The sequence below is a fragment of the Bradyrhizobium algeriense genome, assembly GCF_003062295.1.
GTDB lineage: Bacteria > Pseudomonadota > Alphaproteobacteria > Rhizobiales > Xanthobacteraceae > Bradyrhizobium > Bradyrhizobium algeriense.
The window spans coordinates 494,874-510,768 of sequence record NZ_PYCN01000002.1 but is presented as its reverse complement, the minus strand read 5'-3'; the positions used below and the strand labels follow the sequence as shown (position 1 = coordinate 510,768).

General features: G+C 64.0%; 12 protein-coding genes. 10 read left to right on the top strand and 2 right to left on the bottom strand.

Going from position 1 to position 15,895, the window contains the following annotated elements:
- The first annotated feature begins 18 nt into the window (after window positions 1-18).
- From rfaE1 to C7G61_RS06480, 4 genes are all read left to right on the top strand, one after another.
- Window positions 19-1,491 (top strand): D-glycero-beta-D-manno-heptose-7-phosphate kinase, encoded by a 1,473-nt coding sequence (gene rfaE1, locus C7G61_RS06495; protein WP_108513250.1) that lies wholly within the window; start codon window positions 19-21, stop codon window positions 1,489-1,491.
- Between the two features lie 65 nt (window positions 1,492-1,556).
- On the top strand, window positions 1,557-2,873 hold the full coding sequence (locus C7G61_RS06490) for an O-antigen ligase family protein (RefSeq protein ID WP_108513472.1): 1,317 nt from the start codon (window positions 1,557-1,559) through the stop codon (window positions 2,871-2,873).
- On the top strand, window positions 2,870-4,786 hold the full coding sequence (locus C7G61_RS06485; protein ID WP_108513471.1) for an SDR family NAD(P)-dependent oxidoreductase: 1,917 nt from the start codon (window positions 2,870-2,872) through the stop codon (window positions 4,784-4,786). Before C7G61_RS06490 ends, C7G61_RS06485 begins: the two co-directional genes overlap by 4 nt.
- Window positions 4,787-4,833: 47 nt before the next feature.
- On the top strand, window positions 4,834-6,036 hold the full coding sequence (locus C7G61_RS06480) for a glycosyltransferase family 4 protein (RefSeq protein ID WP_244608152.1): 1,203 nt from the start codon (window positions 4,834-4,836) through the stop codon (window positions 6,034-6,036).
- Here the strand turns inward: C7G61_RS06480 and C7G61_RS06475 are convergent.
- Window positions 6,033-7,049, bottom strand: coding sequence for an MraY family glycosyltransferase (locus C7G61_RS06475; protein ID WP_108513248.1), 1,017 nt, complete (start codon window positions 7,047-7,049; stop codon window positions 6,033-6,035). The genes C7G61_RS06480 and C7G61_RS06475 overlap by 4 nt on opposite strands.
- 29 nt (window positions 7,050-7,078) lie before the next feature.
- Entirely contained in the window at window positions 7,079-8,038 is a 960-nt protein-coding gene (locus C7G61_RS06470; RefSeq protein WP_108513247.1) for a lysylphosphatidylglycerol synthase transmembrane domain-containing protein, read from the bottom strand.
- Between the two features lie 176 nt (window positions 8,039-8,214).
- On the opposite strand from C7G61_RS06470, the gene C7G61_RS06465 reads away from it, so the two are divergent.
- The 6 genes from C7G61_RS06465 to C7G61_RS06440 all read left to right on the top strand — a co-directional run bounded on the left by C7G61_RS06465 (window position 8,215) and on the right by C7G61_RS06440 (window position 15,609).
- Window positions 8,215-9,204, top strand: a complete 990-nt coding sequence (locus C7G61_RS06465; protein WP_108513470.1) for an SDR family NAD(P)-dependent oxidoreductase — start codon at window positions 8,215-8,217, stop codon at window positions 9,202-9,204.
- 7 nt (window positions 9,205-9,211) lie between these two features.
- Window positions 9,212-10,624 (top strand): mannose-1-phosphate guanylyltransferase/mannose-6-phosphate isomerase, encoded by a 1,413-nt coding sequence (locus C7G61_RS06460; RefSeq protein ID WP_108513246.1) that lies wholly within the window; start codon window positions 9,212-9,214, stop codon window positions 10,622-10,624.
- Window positions 10,625-10,788: 164 nt separating this feature from the next.
- Window positions 10,789-11,805 carry a Gfo/Idh/MocA family protein gene (locus C7G61_RS06455; RefSeq protein WP_108513245.1) on the top strand — a complete coding sequence of 339 codons (1,017 nt, stop codon included), beginning with the start codon at window positions 10,789-10,791 and terminating at the stop codon, window positions 11,803-11,805.
- A gap of 28 nt (window positions 11,806-11,833) precedes the next feature.
- Window positions 11,834-12,985, top strand: a complete 1,152-nt coding sequence (locus tag C7G61_RS06450) for a DegT/DnrJ/EryC1/StrS family aminotransferase (RefSeq protein ID WP_108513244.1) — start codon at window positions 11,834-11,836, stop codon at window positions 12,983-12,985.
- A 36-nt stretch (window positions 12,986-13,021) separates the two neighbouring features.
- Window positions 13,022-14,566 (top strand): murein biosynthesis integral membrane protein MurJ, encoded by a 1,545-nt coding sequence (murJ, locus tag C7G61_RS06445; RefSeq protein WP_108513243.1) that lies wholly within the window; start codon window positions 13,022-13,024, stop codon window positions 14,564-14,566.
- A 170-nt stretch (window positions 14,567-14,736) separates the two neighbouring features.
- Window positions 14,737-15,609 carry an outer membrane protein gene (locus tag C7G61_RS06440; RefSeq protein ID WP_108513242.1) on the top strand — a complete coding sequence of 291 codons (873 nt, stop codon included), beginning with the start codon at window positions 14,737-14,739 and terminating at the stop codon, window positions 15,607-15,609.
- The last annotated feature ends 286 nt before the right edge of the window (window positions 15,610-15,895 follow it).

Sequence of the window (15,895 nt, the reverse complement as noted above, 5' to 3'; positions counted from 1 at the left end):
TGGGCACCAGGTAGACAGATGTTCGATTTTGAAGCCCTGAGCCAGGCGATCCCGCGTCAGACCGTGCTCTGCGTCGGCGACCTCATGCTCGACGAATTCGTCTATGGCGAGGTGTCGCGCGTTTCGCCGGAGGCACCGGCGCCCGTAATTGCGGTCCAGCGCAGCGAGACCAATATCGGCGGCGCCGGCAATGTCGCGCGCAACATCGCCGCTCTCGGCGCGCGCTGCATCTTTGCAGGCCTGGTCGGCGAGGACGAGGCGGGCGCGAAGCTGAAGGCCGATCTGGCGCGGGAGAAGTTGATCGAGGCCGTGCTGGTCTCCGATTCCTCCCGCCCGACGACGCGCAAGGTGCGCTTTGTCTCCGAACATTTTTCCACCCACATGCTGCGCGCGGATTGGGAGCAGGCCGTTCCGGCTTCGGCCGAGATCGAGCAAAAGCTGATCGACGCGATCCTGCCGCAGATCGCGCGCGCCGATATCGTGCTGCTGTCCGACTACGCCAAGGGCGTGCTGACGGCGCGCGTCATCCGCAACATCATCGACGCCGCGAAGAAGCTCGGCAAGCGCGTGATCGTCGACCCCAAGAGCGCCAATTTCGCGATCTATCGCGGCGCCACGCTCTTGACGCCCAACCGCAAGGAATTTGCGGAAGCCACCCGCAGCCGAGCCGATACCGACCTGAATATTGCCGGCGCGGCGCAGGATGCGATGGTTCTCGCCGATTGCGAGGCGATGCTGGTGACGCAGAGCGAACACGGCATGACGCTGGTGGCGCGCGGCGGCGAGGCGATCCACGTGCCGGCGTTGCCGGTCAAGGTGCGCGACGTCTCGGGCGCGGGCGACACGGTTGCCGCCGTGCTGGCGCTTTCGCTTGCGGCCGGGGCCGACTGGGAGACGGCGCTGCGGATGGCGAATGCGGCAGCCGCAGTTGCGGTCGGCAAGAAGGGCACCGCGACCGTGACGCCGGCGGAGTTGCGGCGGAAGATCCTGCCGCATGCGTCGCTGGCGGCCGAAGAGAAGATCGTGCCTGCTGGCGGCGATCTCGATGCACATCTGGCGGACTGGCGCCGGCAGGGGCTGCGCATCGGCTTCACCAATGGCTGCTTCGACATCCTGCATCCCGGCCACGTCAAGGTGCTGACGGCCGCGCGCCGCGCCTGCGACCGGCTGATCGTCGGACTCAACAGCGATGCCTCGACGAAACGGCTGAAGGGCGAGGGGCGTCCGGTTCAGGACGAGCAGGCGCGCGCCGAAGTGCTGGCGGCGCTGGAGGCGGTCGATCTCGTCGCGATCTTCGAAGAAGACACGCCGATCGACCTGATCGCGAAAGTGAGGCCGAGCGTGCTGGTCAAGGGCGGCGACTATACGCGCGAGCAGGTCGTCGGCCACGAGATCGTCGAGGCTGCCGGCGGCGAGGTCGTGCTCATCGACATTCTGGCGGGCCACAGTACGACGTCGCTGGTCGACCGCGCGCGCGGAGGCAAGGCGTGAGCGGCAACGCAGCTTCCTCGTCGATCGCCAAGGCGCTGCCGGTCTGGCGCGATCCGGCCGCATGGATGAAGGTGAGCGACATCGTTGCAGTGCTGCTTGCGCTGTCGCTGCCATGGTCGACCTCGCTGGTCGGTATTTTCGGTGCTGTCCTTCTGATCACGGTTGCGCCGACCGTTGAGCTGAAGGGCTTTCTGGCCTCGTTGATGCGCCCGATATCCGCGCTGCCGATCGCCCTGTTTGTTCTGACGCTTGTCGGAACTCTGTGGTCGGACGCTGCCTGGGGCGGGAGGCTCTATGCCGTGGGCCCGGCCGCGAAATTCTTGGTGCTTCCGGTTCTGCTCTATCACTTCGAGCGGTCGGAGCGCGGGTCGTGGGTTTTCGCGGCGTTCCTCGTCTCGTGCACATTGTTGATGCTGATGTCCTGGATGGTGTTTCTCCGTCCGGAACTTTCGTTGCGGACTCCCGAACTCGCGGCGCGCGGCATCTTCGTCAAGAACTATATCGCTCAGAGCCAGGAATTCACGCTGTGCGCAGTCGCGCTGGCCTACCCGATCATCATGCTGCTGCGGGCAAAGCGGATCGCGTTGGCCTTGCTGCTTACCGCCATCGCCCTCGGCTTCTTCGTCAACATGGCGTTTCTGGTGGTGTCGCGCACGGCGCTGGTCACGGTGCCGGTCATGTTCGCGGTATTTGCACTGCTGCATCTGAGGTGGCGCAGCATTGTCATCATCCTGTGCGTGGGAGCCGCATTCTCCGCCGTGGCCTGGCAGACCTCGCCGGCATTGCGCCTGACCGCGGAGACGTTTGCCCGGGACTACCGGCTCTACAAGGAAGAAAATGCTCCGACATCGATCGGGCTGCGGCTTGAATTCTGGCGGAAATCTCTCGGCTTCTTTGCCGAGGCGCCGTTGATCGGCCACGGCACCGGTGCCACGCGAGGCCTGTTCGAGCGCGTCGCCACGCATGGCTCCTACCAGGCCAGCAGCGAGGTGATCGGAAATCCGCACAACCAGACGCTCAACGTCGCGGTTCAATGGGGCATTGTCGGCGTCGTTATACTGTACGCGATGTGGTTCTCTCACCTGTTCCTGTTTCGCGGCGACGGGCTCGCCACCTGGATCGGGCTGCTGGTCGTCGTGCAGAATATCTTCACGTCGCTGTTCAACTCGCATCTGTTCGATTTTCACGAGGGCTGGATGTATGTGCTCGGCGTCGGAGTCGCCGGCGGCATGGTGCTGCGAGCCGGATCCCTCAGCGGGGGGCGGGGAACCTGTCGGAATTGGTCGGCCATGACTGCTGGCATGCACGCCGGAGATAAGATATCAGCGGGCGAGGGATGCTCTGCGAATCCCCATCGTTTTCGCCGCCGGCCAACGGAATGACGCTTCTTTCGCAACTGACCCGTCGCAATTACCTGATCGCAGCGCATGATGCGCTGGCGACCGCGTTTGCGCTGCTCGCAAGCTTCTATTTGCGCTTCGAGGGAGGCGAGGCCTTCTATGCCCGGCTGCCGCTATTGCTGCGCATTCTGCCCCTCTTCATCCTCTTCAGCATCGTGATCTGCTACGTCTTCAACCTGACGACGACGAAATGGCGTTTCATTTCGCTCCCCGATGCGCTGAACATCATGCGCGTGGCTAGTATTCTGACGGTAGCGCTCATCGTGCTCGACTATGCCTTCATTTTCACGGCATCGAACGGCAAGGCGCCGGTGCTGTTCGGCCGCATCACCATCGTGCTCTACTGGTTTCTCCAGGTGTTCGCGCTGAGCGCGCTCCGTTTCGGCTATCGCTATTTCCGCTACTCGCGCGTTCGCCGCCATGCCCGGACCGAAGGAGCGTCGTCGACGCTGTTGATCGGCCGCGCCGCCGACGCGGAGGTGCTGTTGCGCGCGATCGAGAGCGGCGCAGTCAAGCAGCTTTGGCCGGTCGGCGTGCTGTCGCCGTCGGCCGCGGACCGCGGCCAGTCGATCCGCAACGTGCCGGTGCTCGGCGGGCTCGACGATGTCGAGGACGTGGTGCGCGATTATGCCGGACGCGGAAAGCCGATTTCGCGGGTCGTCATGACCCCGTCGGCATTCGAACCCGAGGCGCACCCCGAAGCGGTCCTGATGCGGGCCAAGCGGCTCGGCCTGTTCATCAGCCGCCTGCCGTCGCTCGAAAGCGGCGACGTGCCGAGGCTGACCAATGTCGCCGTCGAAGACCTGCTGCTGCGGCCGAGCGAGAAGATCGACTACGCGCGGCTCGAAGCGCTGGTGAAGGGCAAGGCGGTGATCGTCACCGGCGGCGGCGGCTCGATCGGTTCGGAGATTTGCGACCGCGTCGCGACCTTCGGCGCCGCGCGGCTGTTGGTGATCGAGCATTCCGAAACGGCGCTTTACGCGGTGACGGAGGCGCTGACGGCGCGCGCAGCCAATGCGGCGATCGAGGGCCGAATCGCCGATATCCGCGATCGTGACCGGATGATGAACCTGATGCGGGAATTCAAGCCCGACATCGTGTTCCATGCCGCAGCCCTGAAGCACGTGCCGATCCTCGAACGCGACTGGAGCGAGGGCGTCAAGACCAACATCTTCGGTTCCGTCAACGTCGCCGACGCCGCGCTGGCGGCGGGTGCAACCGCAATGGTGATGATCTCGACCGACAAGGCGATCGAGCCGGTCTCGATGCTGGGCCTGACCAAGCGCTTCGCCGAAATGTATTGCCAGGCGCTCGACCATGACCTGATGACGCAATCGGAGGGCAAGCCGCATATGCGGTTGATCTCGGTGCGGTTCGGGAACGTGCTGGCCTCCAACGGATCGGTGGTGCCGAAATTCAAGGCGCAGATCGAGGCCGGTGGCCCGGTCACGGTGACGCATCCGGACATGGTCCGGTACTTCATGACCATCCGCGAAGCCTGCGATCTCGTGCTGACGGCGGCCACCCACGCGCTGACGCCGGCGCGGCCCGATGTTTCCGTCTACGTCCTCAACATGGGACAGCCGGTCAAGATCGTGGAGTTGGCCGAGCGGATGATCCGCCTGTCCGGCCTCGAACCCGGCATCGATATCGAGGTGGTGTTCACCGGCATGCGGCCGGGCGAGCGGCTGAACGAGATCCTGTTCGCCAGCGAGGAGCCTCCGGTAGAGATCGGGGTCGCTGGCATCATGGCGGCCAAGCCGAACGAGCCGCCGATGCAGACGTTGCGCAAATGGCTCGCGGCGCTGGAGGAGGCGAATGCGCGGGACGACCGTTCCACCATCCGCGCGGTGCTCAAGGATGCCGTGCCCGAGTTCGGCTCGAACGCCGCCTGATCTTTTTTCGGTGTCCGCCGGCCGTGCGGGCCGTTTCGAAAGCCATGATGCAGAAGTCCGGAAAAGTCGTCGTCGTCAGCCAGCATTATCCGCCGGATCCGAGCACGACGGCCGCGATCATGGCGGCGATTTCGGAACGCGCGGCGCGGGAAGCCGAAGTCTTGGTGCTGTCGGGAACGGCAGGGTCCGCCGCCAAAGCGGCCGCCGGAAAGCCTGCAGTCGTTGAAGTTAGGAATTGGATGCCCGGCAAGGCCGCATTGCTCAAGCGCGCTCTGGCCGAACTGCTGTTCACGATCCGGATGTTCGCAGCGTTATTGGTGAAATTGCGCCGCGGCGACGTCGCGCTCACGGTGCCCGCACCCTTCATGCTGCCTTATGCGTTTGCCGCTGCCGCGAAACTGAGGGGAGCGAGGTCGGTGCTGATCATGCACGATCTCTATCCCGACGTCCTCATCATGGCAGGCATGCTGAAGCCGCATTCGTTGCCGGCGAAGGCGATGCGCGGCCTCAACGCGCTGATGTTTCGCGCGCTCGACGCCGTCGTCATCATCGGCCGCGACACCGAAAAGCTGCTGCTGCGCTATGGCGGAATGACGAGCGACAAGATCCATTTCATTCCGAACTGGGCGACGCTCGCGCGCGGCGTTCGCGCGGTCGATCCTGATAATCCGTATCGCCGTCCGCTTTCCGCCCGCTTCGTCGTCGGTCTGTCAGGCAATCTCGGCTTTACCCACGATCCCGTCATCGTCTTCGAGGCCGCGCGCCTGCTGCGCGACGACAAGGATATTCACTTTCTGCTGTCGGGCTGGGGAATCGGATTCGATCAGCTGCGCGAGATGCAGTCCGAGGCAAAGCTTCCGAATGTCACGCTGGTCGATCGCGTCGAGGACGACCAACTGGAGACGTTTCTTTCCGCCGCTGATGTCTGGATCATTCCCTACCGCAGGAACGTCGCCGGTGTATCGGTGCCCAGCCGGTTCTACAATCTGCTGGCGATCGGCCGCCCGGTGATCCTGGTTTCCGAGCCCGGTGCCGAGGCGGCGTTGACGGTGACCGAACACGATGTCGGCTGGGTCGTCGAACCCGGCAGAGCCGATGAGCTCGCGAAAACGATCAGTCGTGCCGCCGGCGCCAAGGACCCGCAGCGGGCCGAGCGCGCGGCCGAAATCGCAGGGCGATTCGATTTTGAGATCGCCATGACCGACTATTGCAGCCTGATCCGCGAGCTTTTGCGAAAGAAGCCGGATTAGCCGGGTTGCCGGCGCGAGAAGCGGTACATCAGCAGCGCCGTGGCGATGCCGCCGATGGCGAGAAGCAGGCCGGCAATGGCTGAAGAAGAGGTCATGACCGAGCCGATCGCCAGTGCAGCGAGCAGGATGTTGAGGGCGAACACCTCGCTCACCACGCGCCGAACCGGAAAGCCGTTGTCGGTGGCGCGCTGATAGAAGTGGGTGCGATGCGCCGCCCAGAACGGTTCGCGCCTGGCGATGCGCCGCAAGAGCGTAACGGTGGCGTCAGTGAGATAATAGAGCGGCAACAGCAGCGCCGCCGCCACGTGCTGATGCCAGGCGAGCTGCAGCAGGCACCAGCCGGCCAGCAGACCGATCGGCAGGCTGCCGACGTCGCCGAGAAAGATTTTCGCCACCGGCCGGTTGAAAGGTGCAAATCCGAGCATCGCCCCGAACAGCGCGGCGGCGGCGACCGTGGTTGACGTTGGAAGTTCGGCGAGCCAGCCGAGCAGAACGAGCGCGCCGGTGATCGGCACGATCTCGGCTGCCGTCATCAGGTCCAGCCCGTCCATGAAGTTGACGAGGTTCACGAACCACAGGCCTGCGAGCAACAACAGGCCGCGCTCGAGCCAGAGCGGGCAGGCCGGAACGATCCGCAAGTTTTCGGGCGCGGCAAGGATCACTGCCGCGACGGCTAATCCTTGCAGCAGCAGCCGCGGCACCACCGGGATGGAATGGACGTCATCGGCAAAGCCCACGCCCGCGATGAACAGCGTCGCGCCGAATACCGCGACGGGAATTTTGATCTCCGCCGTGCCGGCAAAGGCGATGACCGTAACGGCCGCGACCAGCGTGGCCGCGATCACCGCGATGCCTCCGCCCTGCGGCGTCGGAATCCGATGGGAAGAGCGCGCATTCGGTTTCGCCAGCGCTATTCGCACCAGCAGCGGCCGGATCGCCCATGTCAGGACGCCCGACAACAGCATAGCCGGCACTGCGGCGGCAAACGACAGCAGTAGTTGCGAACTGGCCATTCTATCCGCGTGGAAAGTTGCTCGAAAGATTATTTGGGAACTTCGATGGGCACCGTGCCCTGCGCGGCCTTCTCGGCGCTCAATATCCAGACCAGCCCGCCGATCGCGCCGACGATGAAGGATACCGCGCCATAGAGCAGGGAGATATTGACGCCCTCGTTGGCCATCAGGCCGGCATAACCGAACGCCAGCCCCATGGTGGCCTCGCGGACGCCCCAGCCGGCAATCGAGATCGGCAGCATGGTGATCAGCATGACGGGCGGAACGAGCTGGAAAATCTGGCTGAACAGAACGGGGGCTGCGATCGATTGCACCACGCACCAGGCGATGACGACGGCAAGCACATGCACCAGCAAGGAAAGCACCGCGACTTTCGGGCCGTGAGCGCGGCTGAACAGCACGCGATTGGCGATGACAGAACAGGCATGGATGTGGTGAGTGCCCCACCAGTGCTTCAGCCACGGCCATGGCAGCCGGCCGAGCAGCAGAAATCCGAGGCCGCCGCCAAGGGCTGCGAAATCGACGAAAAGCAAGGCCGACCTGCCGTGCGGATCGGTGATCAGGCGGTAGCTCCAGGGCAGACTCGCGACGATGATCACCGCGAGCGCGATCAGGCCGATAGCGCGGTCGACGAAGATGGAATAAGTCGCGGCCCGCCAGCCGGCGCCGCTGCGGGCCACCAACCACAGCCGTACCGCGTCACCGCCGATCGAGGAGGGCAGCGTCTGGTTGAAGAAGGTTCCAATCACATTGAAGCGCATCGCCTGCCTGATCGGCAGCGGCGCGCCGCACTCCGCGCTGATCTCGCGCCATCGCAGGACGCCGATGAATATCTGCAGGAACGTCACGGCAATCGCCACGCCGATCCAGCCCAGGCTGGAAACGTCGATGCGGGCGCCGAGGTCGGCAAGGTCGACCTTGCGCAGCGAGAAATACAACAGCGCCGCCGAGACCAGAATCTTCAACGTCGAAAGCAGGATACGGCGCATCTCGCCCGTGCCGGGTTTGAGAAGGGGGTGCAAAAAGCGATGCAATTCGGCGCCTTGGTATGGTTTTCGGGCCGATCTGGCAATAGCGGGGCTGCTAGGTGTTGCAGCCCCCTCGACAACGCGGGTAAAGAGGCGCGGACCGGAGAGGACGAGCCGGTGTCAGGTTCAGGGATATGATGTCGGATCAATCCATATTGGTCACCGGCGCGGCGGGCTTCATCGGCTTCCACGTCGCTCGCCGGCTGCTCGCCGAAGGCCGCGCCGTGGTCGGCCTCGATAGTCTCAACGATTATTACGATCCGGCGCTGAAACGCGCGCGGCTGGACATACTGCGCGGGGAGCAGGGCTTTGCGTTCGAGCAGATCGATCTCGCCGACCGCGCATCGACGGAGCGCCTGTTCGCCGGGCACCGCTTTGCCAAGGTGGTGCATCTCGCGGCGCAGGCCGGCGTGCGTCATTCGATCGACCATCCGCATGCCTATGTCGACGCCAATCTCGAAGGCTTCGTCAATGTGCTGGAGGGGTGCCGGCATCATGGCTGCGGCCACCTGGTCTATGCATCTTCGTCGTCGGTATACGGCGCCAATACGAAACTACCGTTTTCGGTGGACGACAAAACCGACCATCCGGTCAGCCTCTACGCCGCCACAAAGAAGGCCAATGAGCTGATTGCACATTCCTACAGCCATCTGTACCGGCTTCCGGTGACGGGCTTGCGGTTCTTTACCATCTACGGGCCGTGGGGGCGGCCCGATATGGCGATTTTCCTGTTTACCAAAGCGATCGTGGAAGGGACCCCGATCCGGCTCTTTAACCACGGCCGGATGCGGCGCGACTTTACCCATATCGACGATGTGACGCGCGTCGTATTGCAACTGGTCGACCAGGCCCCGCGTGACGGCGGTGAGGGCGCCGGGGCGCCGGCACGGGTTTACAATGTCGGCAATAATCATCCGGAAGAACTGACCCATGTGGTATCAGTTCTGGAGCGGGAATTGGGCCGTGCGGCGGTCAAGGAGATGCTACCGATGCAGCCCGGCGACGTGACCGAGACCTTCGCCGATGTCGCGGAACTGATGCGCGACACCGGCTTCAGGCCGCAGACCTCAATCGAGGACGGGCTTGCCGATTTTGTCGCCTGGTATCGTGGCCACTACAGGATTTGAGACGCCGATGAACCGACGAATTATCCCCCTGATCATGTGCGGCGGCGCGGGAACGCGGCTGTGGCCGGCCTCGCGCGAGGTTCACCCCAAGCAGTTCCTGTCCCTGTTCGGGGCGCGCTCGACGTTCCAGGACACGCTGTTGCGGGTTTCTGATGCTGATCTGTTCGAACGGCCCGTCATCATCACCAACAACGCCTATCGCTTCATGGTGCTCGAGCAACTGGCGGAGATCGCGCTGGAGGCCGACGTGCTGCTCGAGCCGATGCGGCGCGATTCCGGGCCCGCGATCGCGGCCGGCGCCGCCTTTGCAGAGGCGCGCGACAAGGATGCGATCGTGCTGGCGCTGGCCGCCGATCACGTGGTTTCCGACACGCCCGCTTTCCGCGCCGCCTGCCGCGAGGGACTGGCTGCGGCGGAAGCCGGGCACATCGTAACGTTCGGCGTGAAGCCCGAACGCGCCGCCACCGAATATGGCTACATCAATCCCGGCGAGGCTATTTCCGGCAAGGTCCATGCGGTCGCGAAGTTTGTCGAGAAGCCGGACCCGGCAACAGCTGCGGGTTATGTCGAGGCCGGCTATCTCTGGAACAGCGGCAACTTCATGTTCCGCGCCGTGGTCCTGACGGATGAATATCGCAAGGTCGATGCGGAAAGCGTCCAGGCCGTCACCGATGCGGTGACGAAGGCGGGCACCGACCTCGGATTCGTCAAGCTCGACGAGGCCGCGTTCGGATCGGCCAAGTCGATCTCGATCGATTACGCGGTGATGGAAAAGACCGCGCGCGCCGCGGTCGTGCCGGTCGCGTGCGGCTGGTCCGATGTCGGCTCCTGGCATGCGGTGTGGGAATTGTCCGGCAAGGACGGCGAGGGCAACGCGGCGCGGGGGGTGGCGGTGTTCGAGGATTCCCGCAATTGCAACGTATCGACCGACCGCGCGCTGGTCGCGCTCGAAGGCGTCGACGACCTCGTGGTGGTCGCGACCCAGGACGCCGTGCTGGTCTCCAGGCAACAGGACGCCAACGGGCTGAAGCGGCTGGTCGCGAAGCTGAAGACGGTGGCGCCGCAGGTGACCGAGGATCACATCAGGGTGCACAGGCCCTGGGGATCCTATCAGTCGGTCGACAATGGCGACCGTCATCAGGTCAAGCGCATCATCGTCAAGCCGGGCGGGCGGCTTTCGCTGCAGAAGCACCACCACCGCGCCGAGCACTGGATCGTGGTACGCGGAACGGCGCAGGTCACCGTCAACGAACTGGTCAAAACCGTGCACGAGAACGAATCGATCTACATCCCGATCGGCGCGGTGCACCGGCTGGAGAATCCCGGCAAGATCCAGTTAGAATTGATCGAGGTCCAGACCGGCAGCTATTTCGGCGAGGACGACATCATCCGCATCGAGGACGACTACAAGCGCAGTTGAGCGAATAGTCGTTTTACCGTCCCCGGCGACTGTAATTGTTTGAATCAAAACGTGTCTAGAAACGGTCGATGGCGTTCGCCACATCTGTGACGGCGTGCTAGAGAACCGCCGGGGGCGTTACCGGTGCAAAGCCTGCTTTAAAGTCTGCTTGGGGTCGACAAATCATGAGTTCCAAAGGGTCCGCATCTGATGCGAAGACCGATGCAAAACGCGGCCTGCGCGTCGGCGTGGTCGGCGCGGGCGTGATGGGCAGCAACCATGCCCGCGTGCTGGCAGGTCTGCCTGATGTGACGCTGGTCGGCATCGTCGATCCGTTGCCGGAACACCGCGCGCGGGCCATTGCGCTGGTCGGTTGCCGGGCGTTCGCCGATCTTGAGGAGCTGTTCGACGAAGGCGTCGACGCCATCACGATCGCGGCGCCGACCCATCTCCATCACGAGATTGCGCTGGCCTGCATCACACGCAACATCCACATCCTGGTCGAGAAGCCGGTCGCCTCGACGGTGGAGGAGGGGCAAGACATCGTCAATGCGGCGCGCAGCGCCGGCGTGACGCTGATGGTCGGCCATGTCGAGCGCTTCAATCCGGCGGTCGCCGCGATCAAGCAGGCGATCGCGGGCGAGGATATTCTCTCCATCGGCATCACCCGCGTCGGGCCGTTCCCGCCGCGGATGTCCAATGTCGGCGTCGTGATCGATCTGGCCGTGCACGATATCGACCTGATCCGCTGGTTCACCGAATCCGATATCGTCGAGGTGCAGCCGCAGCTTTCCAGCGCGGTCGCCGAGCGCGAGGATATCGCGCTATTACAGTTCCGCACCGCCTCGGGCGTGCTCGCCCACATCAACACCAACTGGCTGACGCCGTTCAAGGCGCGCAGCGTCACGGTTGCGACCCGCGGCAAATATGTGATGGGCGATCTGTTGACGCGTCAGGTGACCGAGTGCTTCGGCTTCAAGCCCGACGGCAGCTATTCGATGCGCCATCTGCCGGTCGGCCATGACGAACCGCTGCGCGCCGAGCTGATCGCATTCCTCGATGCCGTCCGCACCGGCAATGTGCCGGCGGTTTCCGGCGACGAGGGCGTCGCCAGTCTCGAAATCGCGATCCGCTGCCTCGAGCAGCCCGCCAAGCCCGCGGCCTCTGCGGTGCGCAAGGGCCCGCGCCGCATCGCCGGCTGAACCTCCATTCCGATTCCAGCAAGGTCACATGAACCAGCACATGCGTCCAGAACCCGTTCCCTTCTATGACCTCGGCTCGCAGCGCCGGCGGCTCGGCACATCGATTGATGAGGCGCTCTCGCGTGTGACCAGCCATTGCCTCTTCATCAATGGTCCGGAAGTGGCCGTGCTGGAGAAGGCCTTGGCGGATTTCTGCGGCGCCAGGCATGTCGTGAGCTGCGCGAGCGGCACCGACGCGCTTCTGATGGTTTTGATGGCCAGGGAAGTCGGCCCGGGGGACGCCGTCCTGTGTCCATCGTTCACGTTCTGCGCGACCGGCGAAGCCGTGGCGCTGACCGGCGCGACGCCGGTATTCGTCGATGTCGACGAAGCGACCTACAACATGGATGCAGGTTCGCTCCGGCGTGGCATCGCGACGGCGAAGCAGCGCGGCCTGAAGCCCCGGGCCGTGATCCCCGTCGACCTGTTCGGCCAAAGCGCCGACCATGATGCGATCGCCGAGGTAGCACAGGCCGAGGGCCTGTTCGTGCTCGATGACGCAGCCCAGGGTTTTGGCGCAAGCTACAAGGGTCGCCGGATCGGCTCTCTGGGACTTGCGACCGCGACCAGCTTCTTCCCGACAAAACCGCTCGGCTGCTTCGGCGATGGTGGCGCCATCTTTACCGATGATGACAAGCTTGCCGAGACGCTGCGCAGCATCCGCGTTCACGGCCAGGGCTCCGACAAATACGACAACGTGCGCCTTGGCTTGACCGGACGGCTCGATACCATGCAGGCGGCGGTGCTGATCGAGAAGTTGAAGATTTTCGAGGACGAGATCGCGGCGCGCAACCGCGTGGCGGAACGCTATTCGCGCGGTCTCGGCAACTTCGTGACCGTGCCGCGGCTGGCTCCCGGATGCACTTCGATCTGGGCGCAGTACACCATCCGCCTGCCCAAGGGGACCGATCGCGACGGTTTTGCGGCAGCGCTGAGGGCGCAGGGCGTTCCGACGATGATCTACTACACGAAATCGATGCATCAGCAGACCGCGTACAAGAGTTTCCCGGTGGCGGATGGCGGGCTGCCGGTGAGCGAAAAGCTCTCGGACGATGTCATCAGCCTGCCGATTCACGCCTATCTCGACGAGGCGACGCAGGATCGCGTGATCGAGGCGGTGCGCGGCGCGCTTTCTTCCTGATTTCACGGTTTGGCGAATATGCGCTAGAAGCGGCGCATGCTCGGACGCATCTTCACCGTCGGCGGTTACACGCTGCTCTCGCGGCTGACCGGCTTCGCGCGCGATATCATGCTCGCCGCCATTCTCGGCGCCGGTCCCGTCGCGGATGCGTTCTTCGTGGCGCTGCGGCTGCCCAATCATTTTCGCGCGATCTTCGCCGAGGGCGCCTTCAACGCCGCCTTCGTGCCGGCCTATGCGCATCTGCATGGCAAGAGCGAAGCGTCGGCAAAGCTGTTCGCCGATCGCGTCTTCACGCTGCTGTTTGCCGTCCAGGTGATTCTGCTCGTCGTGGCCTGGTGGTTCATGCCGGAGGTGATCGCCGTCCTCGCGCCGGGGTTCAAGGATGACCCGGCGCGCGGCGAACTCGCGATCTCACTGACGCGGATCACGTTTCCGTATCTGCTGCTGATCACGCTGGTGACGTTGTACGGCGGCATGCTCAACGTGATGCACCGCTTCGCAAGTGCTGCCGCCGCGCCGATCTTTCTCAATCTGTCGATGATGGCGACGCTGGCGCTGGCCGCGTTCTTTCCGGGCGCGGGCTACGCCGCCGCGTGGGGCGTATTGATCGCCGGCATCCTCGAATTCATGTTGCTGGCCGGTGACGCGGCAAAGACCGGCATCCTGCCCAAATTCGCGGTGTTCAAGCTCGACGAGGATGTCCGCGCGTTCTTTCGCGCGCTGGGCCCCGCGACCATCGGCTCGATGGGAACGCAGATCGCGTTGTTCGCCGACACTATCATCGCGACCTTTCTGCCGGCGGGCGCGCTGTCGGCGCTGTACTACGCCGACCGTCTCAACCAGTTGCCGATCGGCGTGATCGGGATCGCGATTGGCACCGTGCTGTTGCCGGAAATGTCGCGGCGCCTCACCGCGAACGATGTCAGCGGTGCGTCGGCCGCGCAGCGGCGGGCGTTCGAATTCTCGCTGTTGTTTTCGGTGCCGTTTGTCGCTGCCTTCCTGACCGTGCCTGACGTCATCATGCGCGCGATGTTTGCGCGCGGCGCGTTCTCGAAAGCGGATGCCGTGGCCGCGGGTGCCACGCTGGCCGCTTACGCGATCGGACTCATTCCGTTCGTGACCATCCGCAGCGCGGTCGCGACCTTCTACGCCCGCCACGACACGGCCACGCCGGTCAAGGCGGCGCTGACCGGCGTGGCAGTCAACGTGGCGCTGAAGGTCGCGTTGATGGGCGCGCTGGCGCAAATCGGCCTGGCGCTCGCCACCGCCATCGGGGCATGGGTCAATCTGTTGCTGGTGCTCTTCTTCGCGGTGCGGGCAGGTTACCTCGAACTCGATCGCGCCTGGATGATTTCACTCGCCAAGTTCGCGGCGGCCGGTGTCCTGCTCGCCGCCGCGCTTTGGGCCATCGCGCGATTCGCCAGCTTCTATTTCGCGCAGATGCACACCTTCCGGGATGAGACCGCGTTGCTGCTGCTGATTGTGGCGGGTGCCTTTGTGTACGGCGTCTTGATCCTGCTGCTGTTTGGCAGGGGGTGGCTATTCTCGCTGCTGCGCGACCGGACATCCGCCCGTAGCTGATTGTAAATAAAAGAAAATTTTTGATTGAGGCGTGTTGTGGCCGTATTCGGGCATTTTTGCAACAAGTTCCCGAAAAGCGCCATTTACGGCCGATCCGTACATGATTGGGGGGCGACTCCGCGTTAGGTTGATCCCAGATTTAATTAACGGTTTTTCAGAGAGGGGCTTCCATGGGCGTTTCAGCCTTCAAGGCAATCGCAGCTTCGGCACTGGCTATTGTGGCTGCAACTTCGATAGCATCCGCAGCGGACATGGCTCCGCGCTACACCAAGGCACCGCCGGCCATGGTCGAGGTCTGGAACTGGACCGGCTTCTATATTGGCGGCAACGCCGGCTATAGCTGGGGCCGCGGCAATTCCGACGTTTCCTATTTCAACTCCGCCACTGGCTTGCCGATCGCTCCGCCGGCCGGCTCCATCACCAACGCCGGCTACAACATGGACGGCGCGATCGCGGGCGGTCAGATCGGTTACAACTGGCAGAGCAACAACTGGGTGTTCGGTATCGAAGCCGACGCGCAGTGGTCGGATGAGAAGGGCAGGGGCGTGTTTCGCTGCGCCGCAACGGGCGTCGGCGGACCGTGCCTTCCCGGCTTGACGTTCCTGCCGCCGGGCGTGACCGGGACCAGCCTTGCCGTGGATTCGCACCTCGAATGGTTCGGCACCCTGCGCGGCCGCGTTGGTGTGCTCGCAACTCCCCGGGTTCTGTTCTACGGCACCGGTGGTTTGGCCTATGGCTCGTTCAAGACCACCGGCACGATGGCTGGCGTGACTCCGGCCGGCGTTGCCGTCGCCTCGGTTACCTCGAACGACGATATCCGCTTCGGCTGGACAGTGGGTGCCGGCGTCGAAGGCAAGATCACCAACAACTGGAGCGCCAAGCTCGAATACCTCTACATGGATTTCGACAGCTTCCGCGCCGGTAGCTTCACGCTCGCGCCGGCGAGCGCGATCAGGGCTGATGTGGACACGCGCTTCCACGATCACGTCCTGCGCGTCGGCCTGAACTACACCTTCGGCGGCCCGGTGATCGCGAAGTATTGATTTCGACGTAGTCTCCTCCCTGAACTCGAAGCCCCGGCATCGTCCGGGGCTTTTTGTTGTGCAGTCGCGAAAAATTCCACTGAGTGGGCGCCGGGTCGGTTGCGCCAGGCCAAGACCGGGTCCTGACCGGTGTGCCGAAAGCGGTTTGCGCTGACGCGCGAACCGCTGCAATATGGAACGCTTCTAGAGCATGGCCCGGAAAAGTGGGTACCGGTTTTCCGAAAGGGCCATGCTCAAACAAAAAGATGGGGCGGATGACGGTTCGAAGAGGCGTCATCGTGCTCCA